The 20,603-nt window shown below is 39.7% G+C and carries 20 protein-coding genes; 8 read left to right on the top strand and 12 right to left on the bottom strand.

Annotated elements, in window-relative coordinates:
* The first annotated feature begins 164 nt into the window (after nt 1–164).
* Nucleotides 165–644 (top strand): hypothetical protein, encoded by a 480-nt coding sequence (locus B5F08_RS03335; protein WP_087376410.1) that lies wholly within the window; start codon nt 165–167, stop codon nt 642–644.
* Nucleotides 645–775: 131 nt separating this feature from the next.
* Here B5F08_RS03335 and B5F08_RS03330 read toward each other — a convergent pair whose 3' ends face one another.
* Together B5F08_RS03330 and B5F08_RS03325 are read right to left on the bottom strand one after the other, a co-directional pair.
* The gene (locus B5F08_RS03330; protein WP_087376409.1) at nt 776–2,716 is read right to left on the bottom strand and encodes a leucine-rich repeat protein; all 1,941 of its coding nucleotides are present in this window, start codon (nt 2,714–2,716) and stop codon (nt 776–778) included.
* Nucleotides 2,717–2,903: 187 nt separating this feature from the next.
* Complete coding sequence (locus B5F08_RS03325) at nt 2,904–4,457, bottom strand: dockerin type I repeat-containing protein (protein ID WP_087376408.1); 1,554 nt, start codon at nt 4,455–4,457, stop codon at nt 2,904–2,906.
* A 288-nt stretch (nt 4,458–4,745) separates the two neighbouring features.
* On the opposite strand from B5F08_RS03325, the gene B5F08_RS13505 reads away from it, so the two are divergent.
* From B5F08_RS13505 to B5F08_RS03310, 3 genes are all read left to right on the top strand, one after another.
* A complete protein-coding gene (locus B5F08_RS13505) occupies nt 4,746–5,330 on the top strand; it encodes a helix-turn-helix domain-containing protein (RefSeq protein WP_087376407.1) in 585 nt (194 codons plus the stop codon).
* Between the two features lie 36 nt (nt 5,331–5,366).
* Nucleotides 5,367–7,010: an AMP-binding protein gene (locus B5F08_RS03315; RefSeq protein WP_087376406.1), complete on the top strand. Its 1,644-nt coding sequence runs from the start codon at nt 5,367–5,369 to the stop codon at nt 7,008–7,010.
* Between the two features lie 71 nt (nt 7,011–7,081).
* Nucleotides 7,082–7,399, top strand: a complete 318-nt coding sequence (locus tag B5F08_RS03310) for a helix-turn-helix domain-containing protein (protein WP_087376405.1) — start codon at nt 7,082–7,084, stop codon at nt 7,397–7,399.
* 53 nt (nt 7,400–7,452) lie between these two features.
* Here B5F08_RS03310 and B5F08_RS03305 read toward each other — a convergent pair whose 3' ends face one another.
* Nucleotides 7,453–7,791: a helix-turn-helix domain-containing protein gene (locus B5F08_RS03305; RefSeq protein WP_087376404.1), complete on the bottom strand. Its 339-nt coding sequence runs from the start codon at nt 7,789–7,791 to the stop codon at nt 7,453–7,455.
* Nucleotides 7,792–7,946: 155 nt separating this feature from the next.
* On the opposite strand from B5F08_RS03305, the gene B5F08_RS03300 reads away from it, so the two are divergent.
* Genes B5F08_RS03300 through B5F08_RS03290 form a run of 3 tightly spaced genes read left to right on the top strand, consistent with a single transcriptional unit; the run spans nt 7,947 to nt 9,185 of the window.
* Complete coding sequence (locus tag B5F08_RS03300) at nt 7,947–8,300, top strand: hypothetical protein (protein WP_087376403.1); 354 nt, start codon at nt 7,947–7,949, stop codon at nt 8,298–8,300.
* Between the two features lie 49 nt (nt 8,301–8,349).
* Nucleotides 8,350–8,676 carry a hypothetical protein gene (locus tag B5F08_RS03295; protein ID WP_087376402.1) on the top strand — a complete coding sequence of 109 codons (327 nt, stop codon included), beginning with the start codon at nt 8,350–8,352 and terminating at the stop codon, nt 8,674–8,676.
* Nucleotides 8,677–8,714: 38 nt separating this feature from the next.
* Nucleotides 8,715–9,185 carry a hypothetical protein gene (locus B5F08_RS03290; RefSeq protein ID WP_087376401.1) on the top strand — a complete coding sequence of 157 codons (471 nt, stop codon included), beginning with the start codon at nt 8,715–8,717 and terminating at the stop codon, nt 9,183–9,185.
* A 147-nt stretch (nt 9,186–9,332) separates the two neighbouring features.
* On the opposite strand, the gene B5F08_RS03285 is transcribed toward B5F08_RS03290, so the two are convergent.
* From B5F08_RS03285 to B5F08_RS03255, 7 genes are all read right to left on the bottom strand, one after another.
* Nucleotides 9,333–10,781: a glycoside hydrolase family 1 protein gene (locus tag B5F08_RS03285; RefSeq protein WP_087376400.1), complete on the bottom strand. Its 1,449-nt coding sequence runs from the start codon at nt 10,779–10,781 to the stop codon at nt 9,333–9,335.
* A gap of 26 nt (nt 10,782–10,807) precedes the next feature.
* Entirely contained in the window at nt 10,808–12,679 is a 1,872-nt protein-coding gene (locus B5F08_RS03280; RefSeq protein ID WP_087376399.1) for a PTS transporter subunit EIIC, read from the bottom strand.
* 252 nt (nt 12,680–12,931) lie between these two features.
* Entirely contained in the window at nt 12,932–13,765 is an 834-nt protein-coding gene (gene licT / locus B5F08_RS03275) for a BglG family transcription antiterminator LicT (protein WP_087376398.1), read from the bottom strand.
* Between the two features lie 229 nt (nt 13,766–13,994).
* Nucleotides 13,995–15,602, bottom strand: coding sequence for a hypothetical protein (locus B5F08_RS03270; protein ID WP_087376397.1), 1,608 nt, complete (start codon nt 15,600–15,602; stop codon nt 13,995–13,997).
* A gap of 37 nt (nt 15,603–15,639) precedes the next feature.
* Nucleotides 15,640–16,113, bottom strand: a complete 474-nt coding sequence (ispF, locus tag B5F08_RS03265) for a 2-C-methyl-D-erythritol 2,4-cyclodiphosphate synthase (protein ID WP_087376461.1) — start codon at nt 16,111–16,113, stop codon at nt 15,640–15,642.
* A 10-nt stretch (nt 16,114–16,123) separates the two neighbouring features.
* Nucleotides 16,124–16,831: a 2-C-methyl-D-erythritol 4-phosphate cytidylyltransferase gene (ispD, locus tag B5F08_RS03260; RefSeq protein WP_087376396.1), complete on the bottom strand. Its 708-nt coding sequence runs from the start codon at nt 16,829–16,831 to the stop codon at nt 16,124–16,126.
* A 26-nt stretch (nt 16,832–16,857) separates the two neighbouring features.
* On the bottom strand, nt 16,858–17,523 hold the full coding sequence (locus B5F08_RS03255) for a zinc ribbon domain-containing protein (RefSeq protein ID WP_087376395.1): 666 nt from the start codon (nt 17,521–17,523) through the stop codon (nt 16,858–16,860).
* A gap of 352 nt (nt 17,524–17,875) precedes the next feature.
* Between B5F08_RS03255 and B5F08_RS03250 the strand changes: the two genes are divergently transcribed.
* Nucleotides 17,876–18,088, top strand: a complete 213-nt coding sequence (locus tag B5F08_RS03250; RefSeq protein ID WP_087376394.1) for a DUF6514 family protein — start codon at nt 17,876–17,878, stop codon at nt 18,086–18,088.
* Nucleotides 18,089–18,157: 69 nt separating this feature from the next.
* On the opposite strand, the gene B5F08_RS03245 is transcribed toward B5F08_RS03250, so the two are convergent.
* The gene (locus B5F08_RS03245) at nt 18,158–19,819 is read right to left on the bottom strand and encodes an ATP-binding protein (RefSeq protein ID WP_087376393.1); all 1,662 of its coding nucleotides are present in this window, start codon (nt 19,817–19,819) and stop codon (nt 18,158–18,160) included.
* Complete coding sequence (locus B5F08_RS03240) at nt 19,812–20,504, bottom strand: winged helix-turn-helix domain-containing protein (RefSeq protein ID WP_087376392.1); 693 nt, start codon at nt 20,502–20,504, stop codon at nt 19,812–19,814. The genes B5F08_RS03245 and B5F08_RS03240 overlap by 8 nt, the downstream gene beginning before the upstream one ends.
* Nucleotides 20,505–20,603: the final 99 nt, after the last annotated feature.

The following is a 20,603-nucleotide window of genomic DNA, read 5'->3' as shown; positions in this document are numbered from 1 at the left end:
ATTATATTTGCCTAAACAATTACTAACCTCTTATATTTCAACCACACTAAAACAACACATTTATAATTTATATGTTATTATATTTAAGTTTATTAAGTGTTGACAAAACTGCACAATTATATTAGAATGTACTCACCAATTATTATACGAAATGAGGTAGTAAAATGAAAACAATGAAAAAAGTATCTGCTCTTGTTCTGGTACTGATTATGGCTATGACTGTTTTGGCAGGATGCGGTGGAAATTCAGGCAGCGCAGACGAACAGGGAATCAAAGATGTTACAGCTAAATTCCAGAAATGCATGAACGATATGGATATCTTGGGAATCTACGATTGCATCGAGCCTGAAACAGGTGCTCAGGTTAAGGAACAGCTTGAAACATCCCTCGAGGCTCTTGGAATGTCAATGGACGACTTCAAAGAAAGCGAGTACTACACATCAATTATTGAGCAGTTTGAGTCAGCAATGCCTTTTGATATCAAAACTGTAAAGCTTGAAGTTTCAAACATCAAAATTGACGGTGACAAAGCTACAGCAGACGTTCTTGCAAAAGCAGATGGTGTTGAAGATGAAACACAGTCATTGAGCTATGTAAAGGTTGACGGCAGCTGGTACATTGACTCTTCCGCTTTGGGAATGTAATTTAATCTTTAGTACATACAAAACCGACGGTAATCCAAAATCGGAAAACCGCCGGTTTTATTTTTGCAAAATACAAGGGAGAGGCGTGAACCTCTCCCCTTTTTACATTTGACTTTTCAACGTCTCTGTAATTATTTATTTACGATTTTAATCTGAACCAATGTTGCGTCATAAATGCTGATTTGACCGTCTTCGTTTACATCTGCCAACTCAACATTAAAGTTCTCAACAGGCATTCCTACAATGTACATCTGAATCAATGTAGCGTCGTCAACAGTAAGTTCATCGTCACCGTTTACATCACCTAAAATTCCGCCTCTCTCATAATCCTCGATTGACATGAAATTAATATGCGGATATTTCTGAGTATATTTCTCGGTATTTGTTCCCGGAACACCAACCATTGTTATACCTTCGATTTTTTCATTTTGGGTTATATCCATAAATCCTATAGCTGCAAGCCATGAAGATGCTCCTGCATTATCAATAAACGGATTTTCGCTTCTGATAATAATTGTTTTGAGATTTGCACATCCGATGAAGCATCCGTCAGAAAGTGTACTACAGCTTGCCGGAAGGTCAATAATTTCCAATCCGGTACAATCTCTGAATGCATATCTATTTATTGTTTTTACTGAATTTCCAACTGTAACACTCTTTAAAGAATCAAGTCCTCTGAAAGCATTATCTCTGATAAAGATTACTGTATCGGGAATTACAACGCTTTCAACCTTTACTCCCTTATCATATGCATCCTTAAATGTGTATTCTTCAATAGCGACTACATCGTATCCCTCAAGCTTATCGGGAACAACTACGTTTACGTCATTTCCAAGATACTTTGTAACTCTTGCTTCCTTGTTGCTTTCATTGATTGTGTATTCCCACATAAGCTCAGGTCTTGTTTCATAATCTTCAATGGTCATAAAAGCGATGTGTGGGTATGTCGTTGTATATCTCTGCGCAAATGATTTTTCTACACCAACCATTGTAATTCCCTCAATCTTTGTCTTTTGGGAAATTTCCATAAATCCGAAAGCTGCTGTATAAGCTGAAGCTCCTTCATTGTTTATATATGTATTTTTGCCTCTGATTATTACAGTTTTCAGAGCTTCACAGCCGATAAATGCGTTGTTTCCTATATCTGTAACAGTTGCAGGAATATCGATTTTCTCCAATGATGAGCAGTCAAGGAAAGCACTTGTTCTGATTTCAGTAAGATTCTGACTCAGATTAACAGTTTTAAGAGAAGCTATACCTCTGAAAGCATGCTGGTTTATAAGCACTACTGTATCAGGCATCTCAACACTTTCAATCATAACGCCTTTGTCGTAAGCTTCTTTAAATACTGATGTGCTTGTACTCATTGCACCGATAGAGGAAACTGTTCTTCCGTCTATTGTTTCAGGAATAACAACATTTACATCTGTTCCGTTGTACTTTGTAATTCTTGCAGAATCAGTGCCTACTTCTTCATACTCCCATACAGAAACTTCTGACGGCTCTTCAGTTCCGAAAACTCTGAACTCTGCGGCACAGATAAAGCTGTTAGGATCTCCGTCATTTTTTGTTGAGCCTTTAACTGTAATCTTTATCATTCTCCAAGGCTTAGGATCAGCAATCTCTACTGAATGACTTTCTGTACCTTCGCCGGATGTTCCATAAGTCCAACCGTTTACAGTTGTAATCAAAGACCACTCTGCACTTTCTCTGTCTGTGTCCAATGTTCCGTAAAGTTCGAAATCTGTAATCTTACCGTTCTTGTCAGCTCTCTGCTTCGGCACATACTCGAATTTATCTACAAAATATTCTGCACCCAAATCCAAGTAATAGCTGTTCTTTGTGTCTGTTTCAAAGTTAACTTCATTGCTGTTAAACTTTGTATGCCAGAAAGTCTCGGTATTTCCGTCTACTGCGTCACCCATTACACGGGTAGGGTCCTCACTTTCAGCATATCCGGTTACACCGGTAATTTGAGGCGATTCAGCAGCACTTGCGGATGTGAAAGAAACCGCAAATACACTGAGAAGCATTGATGCCGCCATAAGAACAGATAACATCTTTTTTAACATCAAATATCAACTCCTTTTTTATTATCTGTTAAAGCTTACATATAAAATTGTACCATTTATTTATGTATTTTTCAATACTTTTATGATAATTCAACAAGTTAATATTTTATCAACCGCTATAATCAATTATTCATACAAATAAAAAACGGACAAGATTTTCATCTCCTGCCCGTCGATTATTAGATTGTTAAGCCGCCATTCCTGCGATAATCTTTTGAATGGCTGTACAGTCACCGATTGTAATCAAGCTGTCTTTGTCCATATCTGCAAGGGAAATATCAATTTCTACACTGTTTCCCGCAATATAACTTTGAACCGCTGTTACGTCTGCAATGCTTAAAATATTATCATGGTTCACATCTCCCATTTCATATTTAGGAGTTGTACCGCTGTTGAAATCGTATTTGTATTCAACAATTGTCATAACACTGGTAGGTGTTTTTCCGTATCCAATGTAAATTGTATTGTCACCTTTTTTAAGTCCGTAAATGCAGTTTGATTCTTTGATATCATCCGGAAGCGTGTAGACAACCTCCTGCTTGCAGTCATTTACATTGACTCTCATAACAGTGGTTGAATTATTAAAGTAGAGGTAATCCCCTTCTTTAAAAAGTCTTGTATAATTTCCTGCATAGAAACCTGTTCCGGCACTCCAGAGGTCTTCGGTTTTTGCAAGCTGGGTTTTCTTTCCACTTTCGTCTATCTGTGTAATAATTCCCATCTTACTTCCGGCAGACGTATTGCTTGACATATCCACATAGTAAATTTTTCCGCCGTCAAATATTACCTGGGACTCGGTATCAAGCCAGTAATAATCGCCGCTGTCGTATTTTGTGCTTTCTGCTGAATAATTTGGAGCCCATGTTCCATGGCTTTCACTGCTGTCGTTTTCTGAAAGCTTCTTGTCGCTGATTAAGAAATACTTATGCAGCACTCTTCCGTTAACATCGCTTACCGGGTCATCAAAGGTCGCATCAATATGGTACCAGTTGCCGTCAAGCTTAACCATATTCCATGAATGAATTGTATTTGAAACAATGTGAATATCCTGTATTCCGGCAAGTCTTACAAGGTACTCATAAGCCAGTGCATAGGACTGACAAACGCCTGTGCCCTCTACGATAGCTCCGTAAGCGGTGTAAATTGAGTTTTTATATTTTCCAGTGCTTTCTTTGCTGTATGATACATGACAAACCAATGCATCATGAAGAGCAAGAAGCTTTTCCTCATCGGTCATAGACTCATCTACGCTTGACAAAAGCTGCTGAGTATTTCTATCAAAAGCCTCCTGCATTTTGCCGATTTCAATATTCTGCTTAGCTATTTCCTCATCTGTATCCTCACCGGGATTTTTATTTGATGTGATATACTGAGGGTAAATATAAAGAACTTCATCTCCTACATATCCATACTTCAAATAAGTAAATACGTAGAAAAACTGAGGATTATCAAAGAGAATACTCATGTAGAAATCCTGAACAACATCTCTTGTAACTCCCATGCCTCGCACATCGATTTTTCTCTGCAAGGATTCAAGACCGGAAATTACAGTCATTTTTGCTTCATACAAATCCTCTACTATTTCGCCGATATTGTCATCGTCAGGATTTGAAAATGTGATATATTCGCTTGTTGCATAAGAAATCTCCTCTTCTTCCTGAGCACTGACAGCCACGGAAGCCAAAGAAATAACCATGCACAGTGAAAGAAAAGCAGATATAAATCTTTTTCTTAACTTCAAAAAAATTCCTCCTTTGTTTTAAATTCTATAAATTACCTTTATTATATCAGAACAAGCCCATATAATCAAACACTATTTTATTATATGTAAAACAGCGCAAAAATCCATACATTATGTAAATATACACAGTATTCCTTGAATTAACGTGAATTATTCACCTTATTTGTATTTTTATGCATAAATTCATTCCAAGTTTTGAGAAATTAGCTTGACACCTGAACACAGGTGATATATACTTAAAAAGACAATATTTACAAATATAGACTATTTTACCGACGGAGGGATATTATGGATACAAGTATTATTGAAATAGCAGAGCGAATTAAAGGCCTGAGAGAACTCAGCGACTACACACCCGAAGAAGTTGCCGAAGCTGTAAATGTTCCTTTGGAAAAATATCTTGAATATGAATCAGGAACATGCGACTTGAGCTTTACTTTCCTCAACAATGTAGCTGCAAAGCTTGGAGTTGACATAGTAGAGCTTCTCACAGGAGAAAATCCTCACCTTTCCAGATACTGCGTTGTAAGAAAAGGCAAGGGCCTCAACATTACACGCCGTAAGGGATTTAAGTATGAGCATCTCGGCTACCGTTTCAAAAACAAGCTTGCGGAATGTTTTCTTGTAAAAGCTCCGTATATTGAAGAAGAGCAGGACAAGCCTATTATTATGTCAAGACATGCCGGTCAGGAGTTCGACTATATTATAAGCGGTTCTCTTAAATGTCAGTTCTGCGGACAGACAGAAATTCTCAACGCAGGCGACAGCGTTTACTACAATTCCGCTGAGGACCACGGAATGATAGCAACAGGCGGAGAAGAATGTGTATTCCTTGCAATCACAATCCACGGCCCAAACAAAGAAAACAAGTAAGTCTTTTAAATAAACAAAAAGAGGTATCAAGTAAACATGATAAATATACACCAGAAATTTTGCCGTGAAACTTTCTTTGACGGTAAATTGGTAGATTTCCAGCCCGTATACGGGGAAAACTTTAACTTTGCATATGATGTAATCGACGAAATAGCAAAGGCAGAGCCACAGAGACGTGCAATGCTCTGGACAGACGATTTTGGCAACGATAAGACCTTTACTTTCGGCGATATTTCAAGATACAGCACAATGGCTGCAAATATGTTCACTTCTTTGGGAATTGGACGTGGCGACACAGTTGTACTTGTACTTAAAAGACATTACCAGTTCTGGTTCTGTGTTTTAGGTCTTCATAAAATCGGAGCTGTAGGAATTCCTGCAACAAATCTTCTCACAAAGAAGGACTATGTTTACAGATTTAACGCAGCCCATGTAAAGGGCATAATCGCCACTACAGACGGCGACGTTATAGAGCATGTTGAATCAGCATTGCCTGACTCACCTACAGTTAAGGTAAAAATTTCCGTAAAGGGCAGCCACGAGGGATGGACAGATTTTGACAGTGAGCTGGAAAAATATCCTGACACAATGGACAGAATCGAAACACTCGCAACAAACCCAATGCTTCTGTATTTTACATCAGGTACAACAGGAATGCCAAAGATGGTATGGCACGACCACACCTATCCAATCGGCCACATTGTAACAGCAAAATACTGGCACAATGTAATTCCTGACGGACTTCACCTGACTATCTCCGACACAGGCTGGATGAAAGCCATGTGGGGTAAGCTTTACGGTCAGTGGTTTATGGAAGCAGGAATTTTCGTATGTGACTTTAACAAGTTTACACCTGCCGAGCTTTTGCCATTGTTCGCAAAATACAACATAACCACATTCTGCGCACCGCCTACAATGTACAGATTCTTCATCAAGGAAGATTTGGATAAGTACGACCTTTCATCTATAAAGCACGCAACTGTTGCAGGTGAGCCTTTGAACCCTGAGGTTTACAACAAGTTCTTGCAGTCAACAGGCTTGAAGCTTATGGAGGGCTTCGGTCAGACAGAAACAACTCTTACACTGTTCAACATGGTTGGAACAACACCAAAGCCAGGCTCAATGGGCAAGCCGTCACCTGCATATAATATCGACCTTATCGATTACGACGGCAACAGCGTTCCAACAGGTTCCGTAGGTGAAATTGTTTTGAGAACAGACAAGGGCAAGCCATGTGGTATGTTTGACGGATATTATGAAAATCCGGAGCTTACAAAAACAGTTTGGGACAACAACATCTACCACACAGGCGACACCGCATGGAAAGACGAGGACGGCTATTTCTGGTATGTGGGAAGAACAGACGACATCATCAAGTCATCAGGTTATCGTATAGGACCGTTTGAGATTGAATCTGTTATCATGGAACACCCATGCTGTCTTGAATGTGCAATCACAGGCGTACCTGACCCAATCAGAGGCCAGATTGTAAAGGCAACAATCGTTCTTGCAAAGGGCTACACACCGAGCGAAGAGCTTAAAAAGGAAATCCAGCAGTATGTAAAGGTCAACACTGCACCTTATAAGTATCCGAGAGTTGTAGAGTTCGTAGACGAACTTCCTAAGACAATCAGCGGAAAAATCAGAAGAACAGAAATCCGTGGAGATAAAAAAGCCTGATTTTTCATTAAATAAAATATAAAAGACTGCGGAAAATCCGCAGTCTTTTGTGTTTATATGAGGTGATAGGAATGAATGATAAATTTATCCGTGACAGAATATCAATCCTGCGGACTAAAAAGGGTATATCCGAATATAAAATGAGCCTTGATTTAGGACACAGCAAAAGCTATGTACAGAGTATATCGGCAGGCAGAGCTCTCCCCTCTCTATCCGAGTTTCTGTATATCTGCGAATACTTGGGAGTAACCCCAAAGGAATTTTTTGACGAGGAAACAAAGGACCCACAGCTTGTCCGTGAACTTTACAATATATCTTTATCCTTGGAAAAAGAGGACTTAGAGGTGCTTTTATCCATGGCGAAAAGACTTAAAGAAAAAAATAAATAATATTTAAAAGGTCAAATGGAAAGGAAAGTTAATTCCAATCCATTTGACCTTTTTTATTCCATAAGCTCTGCAATATTTTTTATTATATCCAAAAGCTTGTCCTGTTTAGATTTAGGAAGCTTTTCAAGGATTTCTTCCACAGTCTTTTTATCTCCCTCAGACTTGTTCTCCTTTTCGGAAAAAGTAATAATGTCAGCCACAGGAACTGAAAGAGCGTCACAGATTTTAAAAACCGTGTCCAAAGTGGGACACTTTTCCCCTCTTTCCAGACGTCCCAAATAAGCCGGATGAATACCGGCACGCAAAGCTAAATTTTCCTGACTGAATCCCTTTTCTAAACGAAACCTTTTTATATTATTGCCAAGATTTTTGGCTATATCTTCTCTCTCCATATAAACCGCCTTTCTGCACTATAGGCTATATATTTATATCCTAATATACTTCTATCCGTCATTCAACGACCTTTAGAGCACTAAATAAGCACTAAAGGTATTGACACTAATACCTTTTTGTACTATAATTTTTACAAATGGGAGGGGGTGAGTTTATGAAAAAGATTATTGGTTTTATTATAGGCGCACTTATGACTTTTATTGGCTTTATAAATATCATTATTACCAATATAGAAATGAGCACAGCAAGAGGATATACATTCAGACTTCCCTATACAGAATATGAAGCAGGGGTAATTATAACAAAATACATAGGAATAGGCATGCTCATAATCGGAATAATCATACTGCTTCTGATGATTGTAAGCAAAATTTACTATTCCAAAAATGTACAGGATATGAGCGATGTAGGAAACGGAAGAGTAAACTTTATTTCATGTCCAGTATGTAACTGTAAAACCACAAGAGACAGCGAATACTGTCCGAAATGTAACCACAAATTAAAATAAAATTTAATAAGAAAGGAATTAAGCTGACAATATTCAGCAGGTGATTATTATGCCAAGAACAAGTATTACTATTCGTGTAACCAAAGACTACGATGTAAATGCAGTGCAAAACGTGTTTGCCCGTATAGTTTCTTCAAACGGCTATAAGGAAAAAATTATAAAAGGTGAACAGTGCTGGTCAAAAGGCGACGGTGTTGTACTTAAACAGCAGAATTTCGGAATAATTTTCTCAAAAACAGAGATAACTTTGCAGGGATGGATGGGTGACGCCATAACAGGAGAGTCAAATCTTGACGGTTTTGTAGCAATGCTTCCTAAGAAAAAAATGAAAAAAATTCTTGAGGAAGCACGTTCAGCAATCGCTCCACTGGTATAAAAATATATTTCTTGTTACAAAAATATCGGAGGAAAATAATGAACAGCAAAGCTTTGAAAACTCTCTTGTTTACAATAATAATAGCAATAACAATTTGTTTTTCCGGTTGTTCCGATGAAAAATCATCCGGAATACAGGGCGTAGAATTTTCAGAAACAGGTAAAATAGCCATTACATTCAGAGTTCCCGAGGACATGACTGTCGAAGAGGTTATAGGTTCTGAGTTAGGCTCAAAAACCAAAGCGGCAGTCACAAGCATTGACCAATCCGGTTATACATCAAACAGTTTTATGGAATACTACAAAGTTGAAAAAGGAGGACTTTTGTCCTGTTCCGGTGATATTTATCGTTACGGTCCTGAGTCAACCCTTGTATCCGTGGGTTCAACCTCACAGCTTCCGGCAATTCTGGTTATAAGGGAAACGCCGTCGGAAGATGAAATTTTCAATCCTGAGGATGCAGAAAAGCTCGAAGAAAAATATGGAATAAGTTTAAATTTCGGCAGTTAAATCAACTATAACAAAACACAGCCTTTAATTATTATACTTAAAGGTTGTGTTTTTCTCTTGATAAAAAAACCAACCCCTGCGCATTAAATGCGCAGGGGTTTCTTCAGAGATTGTTTGAAATATATGAAAGAGATAAAGGAGTAAATCTTATTCATCAAAAAGGGCTTTTCCCTGAGATTCTATTACTTTTTTATACCAGAAAAAGCTGTCCTTTTTGTATCTGTCAAGGCTTCCGCTGTCTGTTTCGTCACGGTCAACATACACAAGTCCGTAACGCTTCTGATAGCCGTTGAGCCAGCTTAAAAGGTCTGTAAATGACCACACGCAGTAGGAAATAACCTCACAGCCCTCGTCCAAAGCTTCAGCCAAAGCCTTTAAATGCTCTTTGAGATAGGCTATTCTGTAAGGGTCGTGGATGCTCTTGTCCTCTTCCTGCTTGTCAAAAGCTCCCAAGCCGTTTTCAGAAATCACTATTGGAAGATTATATCTGCTTGTGATTTCACGGCAGCAGTATTTCAAGCCGCTGGGGTCTATTGTCCAATCCCAGTCAGTGGTTTTAAGGAATGTATTTGCCGGATTTTTATAAACTCCAGGAATTCCCACAACTGCACCTGTTCCCTTTTTGCCTGTTGTGTTCATTGTTCCGTAAGGTGTAACGCCATCAAGAGGATTGTACTCGCAGACACAAGACTGGTAGTAGTTCACGCCCATAAAGCTGATTTTTGAAGCGGCTTCTTTGAGTATTTCCATATCGCCCTGCTGAATATCAGGGGCAAATCCTCTGTCCTGCAAGTATTTCATAGCGGCTTTCGGGTATCTTCCGTAAGCGTAAATATCCATCCACCAGAAATTTTTTAAATCGTCGTAGTTAACCTTTGACATTGCGTTTATAGGGTCGCAGTTGAGAGCGTAAGAAGGTGTATAGGCAAAGCTTGCGCCTATCATTCCGGTAAATCCCATTTCCCTGTAGGCAATAACGGTCTTTGCGTGAGCCATGTTGGCGTGGTGGTTTACCTGATAAAAAGTCTTTTGGTCGTCGAATTTTCCCGGAGGATGCATAGCTGTAAGCCAGCCCAGAGATGTAAATATATTCTGCTCGTTTAAGGTAATCCAGTATTTTACCTTATTTCCGAAAGCTTTAAAGAGTGTTGTTGCATAGTTTACAAAATCATCAACAATCTTTCTGCTTTCCCAGCCGCCGTATTCATCAACCAAAGCCTGGGGCAAATCCCAGTGATATATGGTAATCATAGGCTCTATGGAGTATTTAAGACATTCATCTATAATATTGTTATAAAACTCAATACCCTTTTTATTTACTTCTCCTCTGCCGTTTGGGAAAATTCTTGCCCATGCTATTGAAAATCTATAGGTTTTCAGTCCGGCTTCTGCCATAAGGGCGATATCCTCTTTGTATCTGTGATAATGGTCAACAGCCACATCGCCGGTTGTTCCCTTAAAGGTTTTACCCTCTATTCTTACGAAATTATCCCAGTTTGTAAGGCCTTTTCCGTCCTCCAGATAAGCTCCCTCAATCTGATAAGAAGCCGAAGCCGCTCCCCATAAAAAGTTCTGGGGCATTTTCAAATTTTTCATCAAGGTCACCTCAAATCAAAATCATTTCAGACAACTGTTACCAAAACATCCTGTCTGCTAAAAACATCTTTCTGTGACGGCACAACGTCCATGTATTTTTCCTTTTCCTGAACGCTTATGCCTACAAGAGCATTTTTCAAATCATTAGTATTTATTTTTCCTATTTCTTCCCCTACTGACATGTTGTCGCCTGGGTTTTTCTTTATTTCAAAAGCATTTTTACTTCCGAAAACATTCAAAGTTACTTTAAGTCCGCTTCCTGCTTTTTCCATTTCAATAACTTTTCCGTCCTGAGATACTTTCAGAACTTTTCCCTCAAAAGGAGCATAAACGGTTTCTTTCTCCGGGCTCATCACCATATCGAAATTTTTTGAAAACTCTGACTGTTCCTGATTTTTAAGGATTTCGGACTTAACCGCAGTTCCCTCAACAGGGCTTACAACCTTGTCAAACTTGCTCTTTGGCTCTACAATCTTTGCAGGCTCCGGTGATGGCATATCATCGTCATCCTCGTCTACAATGTCCTCAAAGCCTATAATCATTGTTGCGATAAATGTTACAACCACTGTGATGAGAATTGTCAAAGCGGCAATAACAAGGCTCATTGCGTTGCCAGGTTCTGCATACTGAACTATTGTTACAATAGCAGGAGTTGCGATACCGTAGCACTTCATCTGCATAAATCCGCCGAAAAGACCGCCGGCAACTGCACCTATACATGCTCCGAGCATTGGTTTTTTAAGTCTTACTGTAACACCGTAAAGGGCTGGCTCTGTGATACCTGCAACAAGGGCGGAGAATGCGGAAGAACCTGCAACCTGCTTAAAATCCTTGTTCTTTGTCTTAACTGCAACTGCAAGAGCTGCTGCACCCTGAGCCATATTTGAGCAAAGCTCGGCAATACAGATAAATGCTTCATATCCGCCTGTAGCAATCATTCCCAGCTTAATCGGTGTAAATGCGTGATGCATACCAGCCATAACAACAAATGGGAACACACCTGCAACAATTCCCACAGCGATAAATCCAAGCTTATCATGAGCAAAGTATACAATCTTTGAAAGCCATTCGCCGCAGATAGCTCCGAGAGGTCCTAAAACAATAAGTGCAATAGGAGCTGCAATAAGCACAACAAGCATAGGCTTTAAGAAGTTCTTAGTGATAACCGGAGTAATCTTGTCAACCAGTTTTTCAACATACTTGAGCATCCATACGGAAAGTATAATCGGAATAACCGAATAAGCATAATTTGCGTATGTAACCGGAATTACTCCCAAAAACTTAACAGTCTGTTCCGCTTCGTTAGCCGCACTCATAAGGCTTACAAAGTTAGGATGCAGCATAATGAGTGCAAGGCTTGCGGCGTAATATGTGTTTGTGTTGAATTTTCTTGCCGCAGAAATAGCTATAAGCACAGGCATAAAATAGAAAGCTCCGTCGCCTATAACGCTTAAAATCTGATAGGTCTGACCTTCTGTATTCAGCCAGCCAATCATAGGCAGCAGTGTCAGAAGAACCTTTATCATCGCCGCACCGATGATTGCCGGAATTACCGGTGACATAATACCGGAGATAGTATCCATCAGCATAGCCGGAATACTTTGTTTTTTCTTAGGGGCATTGTTTGCTTTCTGAGGTGCAGGCTGGCCCTTAAAGTTTCCAAGCTTGCACAGCTCTTCATAAACATAGGCAACGTCGTTTCCTATAATAACCTGATACTGACCTGCCTTTCTTATAACGCCCATAACGCCCTTTGTTCTCTTTACCAAATCGTCGTCTACAATAGACTCATCTTTCAGAGTAAAACGCAGTCTGGTCATGCAATGTACAAGACCCAGAACATTGTCCTTTCCTCCTACTCTTTCCAGGATTTTTTCCGCTGTTCTTGCGTAATCCATTAAAACTCCTCCATTCTGATTGAATTTACTTTTATATTTTCCGAACCAAATAAATTCATTCAGCTTTTCAGCCGGAGATATTTTTCAAAATTTGTACCCTTGTTTTCATTATTCAAATTAGCTTTCATAAATGGTTTGAAAAATTCCCGTTACTGTTTCTGAAGCAGTCACAAAAGATTTGTAAAAATCTCAGGCGCCTTGAAATTTTTATATTTCTTTTGTGATTTCATTGCCGGTTCGGCAACCGACTGTTTAACAGGCGCTGACAATTCTCTGAATATGTATTATCAGATACATCTGCTCTGATTCTGTCAGCTTGTACATATATTCTTCCTCAATAAACTTTTTAATCTCCGTCATGCAGTCATAACACTGTGGATATTTTGTTTTGAGGAATGAGAAAAGCTCCTCTTCATCATCGTTATAAACCGTATTGCACAGAATTCTCTGGGCAAAGAATTTAAGATGAGTTATAAATCTGTCGTAATGAAGGGACTCTTCATTGTACTCTATATTCATATATTTTTTAACGATATTTAAGATGTTCTCCACTATGTGGGTCATCTCAGCCACATTGTTCATGCCTCCGTCAAGCTCTGCATTTACAATGTGATAAGCTATATATCCGGCTTCGTCCTTGGTAAACTCAACGCCGAACTTATCCTTAATCAATTCAAGAGCACGAACCGCAACCTCATACTCTTCTCTATATATTCTTTTTATCTCGTTGAGCAAAGGATTTTCAATTTCAAATCCCTTTGTGTATCTTTCAACTGCGCTTTGGATATGTTCAGTAAGGGATACGTAAATTATATCGTGTACCTTTTTGTTGTATTCTTTGCTGAGAATTGAAACAACCTTTTCTGTAATATCCAAATATTCGCCGGGTATATTTGCTATAACTTCTTTCATTTTTGAGTTGAGGGACTGGTCCTGGTTGGAAAAAACCTGCGCACCCGGCATTAACTCTACTTTTTGACCCGCTTTCTTTTTAAAACCAACACCCCTGCCCATGACGATAATTTCCTTATTGTTATCGTCTAAAGCCACAAAAGCGTTGTTATTCAAAACCTTTGTTATAATCATTTACTGTTCCCCCTGTATAAAATACCTGCACACAAAAAGCATAAAAAAAAGGCAAAACCCACGTTAGATACCTAATGGAGTTTTGCCTGCATTACCAGTTACAATCTTCAATATAAATTATTTCCTTGTGTTATTAGTATATCACAGGAATCTGTCGTTGTAAAGGATTTTTTAATTTTTGTATATCTGCACATCACAAGATAACTATTTTTATCTAAATTAACCAAAATCAATACCCAAGCTGTCTGTTTATCTCATCGGTTATTGTTGTTCCTCCGGCTTCTGAAAGCTGGCGGCTTAATTCGTCAAGACCTGCGTCAATTGTTTCATTGTTTATAAATGATTCGCCGGTGGTTTCATCGCTTTCGGAAAGTATTCCGTCGTTTGCGAAAATGTACGGCTGATCTTTGAGAATTTCTTTCATTTTTTCATCTACAGCCATTATTTCATCTTCGAGGGACTGGAAGTCCACAGCGTCTATACAGAACTTAGACTCAGGAGCCTGTTCCTTTGCCGCAGAATAGATCCCCTCCATTGTGAGGGTGTTGCCCTCAAGGTCTGTGTAGTTGTAGATGTTGTTCAAATCCTCATCCATTTCCATAAAAGGAACTGCATATGTTGGATTAAGTCCCTTTCTTGGATGGTCCTCAAGATATGTAAGATAGGTTTCAACCGTCATTTCTGTATCGCCGAACATTACAATCCTTTTGAAATCCTCATCGCTGTATACAAGGTTTATAAACTGCTCTGCCCAGTCCTTGTGCTGTGTATTCGCTGAAATGCAAACACCGGAAGTTGGTTTTTCCTTTGAATAGCTGGAAATCACGTCGCCTATAGGCAGAACATAATAGTATGAGTTCTCCTCGTCATCTGAACCGCTTTTCTCCATATATGGCTCAGGATAAACAGCTATATCAAAAGTAGCCTGTGCATCCTTTGATGTTCCTGTTGTGTAGCCCTTGTCGGAATAGGAGTACATTGTTTTTATATAATCTCTGGCTTTTTCCTCTTCGTACACATTTACCGCTTCGCCTGTTTTCAAATCTATTGCGGTTGATGCGCTTATGAACATGTAGTCTCTCAAGTAGTCCATAACGGCAGGCTTTGTGGTTTTGTAGCCAACCTCTATATAACCAACTGTGCTGGCTGACTGGTCAACAAAAAGAAAAGCGTCGTTTTCGTTGGCTTTGTAAAGCTTTTCAAAAAGCTCTGCGCAGTCCTCAAAGCTTTCCAATGCTCTCGGCTCAAAGCCTGATTTATCCAGCAGTTCTTTTTCAATTTTAATGCCTGCGCTTACGGGAATCTGCACATTGAGGGGAAGTGAATAAACCTCGTCCCCAAATTCAAAACCGTAATTTTCCAAAACTGCGGCGGCGTCCTTTAATCCGCCATCAAGGCTTTCGCTGAGATTAGCGGCATAACCGTCGTCGATAAGTGCGTTCAGTACATCAATAAGTGTTGCCTTGTTATCTCCCACGGTGGAATAAGGAGCGGCATAAACTATGTCGGCTTCCTTCAGTTTTTTATAAGCGTCACTGTCCCTGAAATTTTCATCTGACAGCTGTATGCCGGAAAATTCAACCTTGTATTCACAGCCCATATTGTCAAGATATGTGTTTATCTCGTTGACAACAGCCTGATTGAACTCCACATCCTTATCCGAGTCGTAGTAATTTACAATAGCGATTTTCAAAGCTTCCTTATCCGGATATTCGTCCGGCTCCTGTGAAACACAGCCTGATAATCCCAGCACCGTGCATGCAAGCATCAAAGCTCCCATCGCCAAAGAAATCCCTTTTTTCAAGAAAGAAGCTCCCTTTTTTCTTTTTTTATGCATCTTCAACTATCCTCCGTGGTCAGAAATATTCTGATTATTATTCTTTTATCAAAAGACAAACACTGTGGGCGGAAATGCCCTCCTGTCTGCCTGTAAAGCCAAGCTTTTCCTCTGTGGTGGCTTTAATATTCACCCTGTCAGTGTCAACACCGCAGGCCTTTGCCACATTTTCACACATTTTAGGTATATAATCCTTCATCTTTGGCTTCTGGGCAATAACCGTTGCGTCGATATTTGAAACACGATAGCCCTTTTCAGCCGCCTTTGCGCAGACCTCTTTTAAAAGCATAAGGCTGTCTGCGCCCTTGTATTTCTCATCGGTGTCGGGAAAATGTCTGCCGATATCTCCCAGGGCCGCCGCTCCCAAAATTGCGTCGCTTATGGCGTGAAGCAACACGTCTGCGTCGCTGTGACCCAAAAGTCCCAGCTCCCAGGGGATTTCAACTCCACCGATTATAAGCTTTCTGTTTTCCACAAGGCGATGAACGTCATAGCCGTGACCCACTCTTATATCCATAAACTCACGCCTTTCTTCTGCTGCGCATAATATTTTCCGCTGTGGTTATATCCTCGGCGGTGGTGATTTTTATATTCTCTCTGCTTCCCTCCACAACCTTTACATTTCTTCCGGTTGCTTCAAAAATTGCGCAGTCGTCGGTAAACTCCGCCTCTTTTCCCTTTGACTTCAATTCGTCCAAAGCGGATATATAGTCCTCAAGTCTGAAAACCTGTGGAGTCTGAACCGCCACAAGCTTATCCCTGTCAGGTGTTGATGTTATAACACTGTCTTTTCCTATAACCTTTATGGTGTCTATTACCTTTGTTCCCAAAGTGGCTCCGCCGTAGCAAAGACCGACATCAACCACGTTTTCTATATCCTCAGTGGTAACCAGCGGTCTTGCGCCGTCGTGAATAGCCACATGGGTGGTTTTTTCATCACACTGGGCAATACCGTTTCTAACACTTTCGCTTCTGGTTTTTCCTCCGGTCACTATCTTTTTAACCTTTTCAAAACCGTTTCTGTCTATTCTCTTTTGAATTTCCTCACGGTCACAGTCTCTGGCAACAATGACAATCTCGTCAATGCTTTCGGCATTTTCAAAGGCGTTTAAAGTGTGCTCTATAACAGATTTTCCCAAAATACACATAAGCTGTTTGCTAACGTGACCGCCCATTCTGGTGGAACTTCCTGCGGCAACGATAATCGCCGTTACATAAGTTTTTTCCATATATTATCCTTTCGTGACAATTGCTTTTACAGTTTTTCTCCGCATCTGAGACAAATCTCCTGGCTTGCGTCAAGCTCATATCCGCATACCGGGCATATTTTCTTTGCGGGAGCCGGTTCCTTAACATTCTCTGTATTGTTGACAGGCTGACTGTCCACATTCATTTTCGGCTGACCGTTAAAAGGCTGGCCGCCGTATGGAGGCTGATAAGGTGGCTGTGGTTGAGGTTGAGGCTGTGGCTGTGGTGCAGCATTTCTTGGCTTTCCGCATTTTGTGCAGAAAGAAGCGTTTGGCTGTAATGTGGCTCCGCAGAAAGCGCAGCGGTTATCCGGCTCCTGACTTCTGAGCTTTTCACCGCATCCGTCGCAGAAGAAAGCGTCGTTTCTCACTGTTTTTCCGCATTTCGGACATACAGCGTATCCGTTTATTTTTCTGATTTCTTCCTGCATATTCTTTATATTGCCCTCAAGCTCTTTTATCATATTTACTTTATCGGCAACCTCAGGGTTAGGATTTTCTCCGTATTTATTTACATAGAAATTGCCTATCTCCATGTATGCCATATCGATTTTATTTTTGCAGTCATTTATAGCTGAATTAAGTCTGGAGGTTTCAGCCATTGCTTTTGTTTTATTGACAGCGCCCTGACTGGTCTCGCTGATTTTCTTTCCTAAATCATTAAAAAAGGACATCTATAACACTCCTTTAAAAAGATAAAACTTTTAATCTAGTCTTCTAAATTATATCTTCCTTATCAATACTTGTCAATAATTCACAACATAACTTGAGATTTTTCAGTAAACTTTCACCTTTCGATATATAGTTATTAAATTCAAGCTTTAATAACCTATTATAATAAAAAACGCCGGTTAAAAAAATCCAAAATCACTATATCTCGACCCTTTATTTATATAATTTATAATTACAGAATTGTAATTTGTATTGACATTCCTTCCCAAAAATGATAAATTAAACTAGTGAAAAATATTCACATAATGTATTGATATATTCACATCTTATTATCATACTGTACGGGGGACGAACATGTATTATCGGGCTATCAGGACTGTCCGCAAGGACAGGATTTCATACGGCATAGTTGCGGTTATGGATAACAAAGAATTTCTTAGGTTTGAAGACATAACAGAGGATTTTGAAACTATTCTCAAAATGACAATGGAATTTAACACGGAAGAACTTGACCCTATACATCTGGAGGAAGTGCTTGAAGTATTTCTGGAAACACTTGAATATTAAAAAACAGACGTCCGAGGACGCCTGTCTTTAAACCAGCAGCAACCAAAAGAAAACTGCCATACATCTTTATTACTTTTTCGGAAAACTTATTGTAATTACAGTACCTTTTCCCGGTTCGCTTTCCAGGGAAATATCAGCATTGTGATAAACGGCGCCGTGCTTTACTATTGAAAGACCAAGGCCTGTGCCGCCGATTTCCCTTGAATGGCTTTTATCAACACGGTAAAATCTTTCAAAAACTCTCTGTCTGTCGGCTTTTGGTATACCTATACCACTGTCGGAAACCACAACCTTTGCACAATCAACATCATCAATCACATTAACGGTGACATTTCCCCCGTCTACGTTATATTTGATACCGTTGTCGCACAGGTTAAAAATCATTTCCCTGATTACTTTTCTCGAACCCATAACTGTCGTATTTTTTCCCTGAAGCTCCAAAGTGATGTTTTTCTTTTCAGCAGGTATTTTAAGGCTTTTCAAAATATCCCCCGACAATTCAAACAAATCAACGCTTTCCTTTTCGTCGCTCAAACCTCCCTCATCAAGGGCTGAGAGGTTGAGAATATCGTTTACAAGAGTGATAAGCCTCTGAGCTTCGTCGTAAATGCTTTCGGAAAAATCCTTTATATCTTCCGGCTTTACCATTCCGTATTTCATAAGCTCGGCAAAACCTGCTATTGATGTGAGGGGAGTTTTAAGCTCGTGAGAAACATTTGCCGTAAACTCACGTCTTAGCTCCTCTCGCTTTGCCGTTTCGGTTATATCAAGAATAACTATAACGGCGCCCACAACCTTGCCGTCGTTTTTCACGGGGTCAGCAACAAGCCTGCAAAATCTTCCCTCATTTTCCAGCACCTCAGTGCAATGCTCGCCGGCAAGGGACTTTTCTACGCAGGAGGAAAACTCTGTGCTTCTGTTTAAAATAAGCACACAGCAGTGGTCATAAGGAACATCGGAATTTAAAAGACGCTTTGCGGCGCTGTTGCAGGTAATAATATTTGACTTTGTGTCAATGAGTATAAGACCTTCCAGCATGTTTTCCGTGATTACCAGAAACTCCTCCTGCTTTTGCTTTGCTTCTTCAAGCTGTTCCCTGATTGTGCGGTTCTGTCTTGAAATTTTTGTAACCAGCGGAGCAAGCTCCTCATAGATTTTGCCGTTCTCCGGAGCTTCCAGGTCAATACCGTTAATTGGCGCCACAATGGCTTTTGAAGCACGTGAAGCGCAGAAAGCGGCAAGCACAATCATTATAATTATTATAACTATAATAGGCTGTAAAGTGCCCATGATTATAGTAAACAAAGAATACTGTGTATCGCTTATACGCAATATACTTCCCTCTGAGGTTCTCACCGCATAGTAAACCGTCTTTTCCGCAATGGTTGTTGAAAAACGGGAACTTTCGCCAAAACCATACTGCAAAGCTTCTGATACCTCTTCTCTGCCAAGGTGATTCTCTATGGAAGTAATATCGTCCACAGAGTTGTCATACATGACAGTTCCGTCGGAAGCGATCACAGTTATTCTTTTGTCTGTTTTAGGCATTTCCTCTATAAAGTCAATCCCGTTTTTATCCATAACATAAGCCAAAGCCTGAGCTTCGCTTTTCATTTCGTAGTTTAACTCGTTTTCAAAATGAGTATAAAGCACACCGACGGTCAAGGATACCGAAACAACAAGTACAATACATGCCACAATGCAGATGGCTCTGAAAATTCGCTTACTCATCGTTTTCTCCTTTTATACAGTAACCTATACCCTTTACGGTTTCAATTAAGTCCGCATAATCTCCCAGCTTTTGTCTTAGTTTTCTTATGTGGACATCAACGGTTCTTGTTTCTCCGTCAAAATTGTATCCCCAGATTTTTCTAAGAAGCTCTTCACGGGAAAGGACATTTCCACGATTTTTTGCCAAAATTTCAATAAGGTTAAACTCTTTAGGGGTAAGAGATATTTCATCGCCGACAACTTCAATTCTGTGGCTTTGACCGTCAATAATTATAACTCCGTTTATATTGTATGTAGAGCTGTCACTCTTAATTGCGTGACCGGCTCTTCTTTTTACCGCTTTTATTCTTGCAACAAGCTCAAGTGGTGAAAATGGCTTGCACACATAGTCGTCAGCTCCGCAGTCAAGGCCGATAACCTTGTCAAACTCCGTGCCTTTTGCGGTAAGCATTATAACAGGAATACTTTTTGTGACATTGTCGTTTCTGATTTTTCTTAAAATATCCATGCCGTCCTCCTGAGGAAGCATGATATCAAGCAAAATCAGCTCCGGAAGCTTGTCGTTTCCCATTGCCTCCCAAAAATCAGAGGGTAGTCCAAAGGACTTAACATCCATGTTGTTGGCGTTAAGTGTGTATTCCACCAGTTTTCTAATATTTCCGTCGTCTTCCAAAAGGAATATCATTTCAATTACACCTCTTGAGCAAATTTATATGTAAAACTAAAATTTACAAACAATACAGGTCAGACTCCATACTATAGCCTGACCTGTAAATTATATCAC

It is taken from the genome of Anaeromassilibacillus sp. An172 (assembly GCF_002160515.1).
Lineage (GTDB): Bacteria > Bacillota > Clostridia > Oscillospirales > Acutalibacteraceae > Limousia > Limousia pullorum.
The sequence above is the reverse complement of the archived record's forward strand: the minus strand, read 5'-3'. Positions and strand labels throughout refer to the sequence as shown.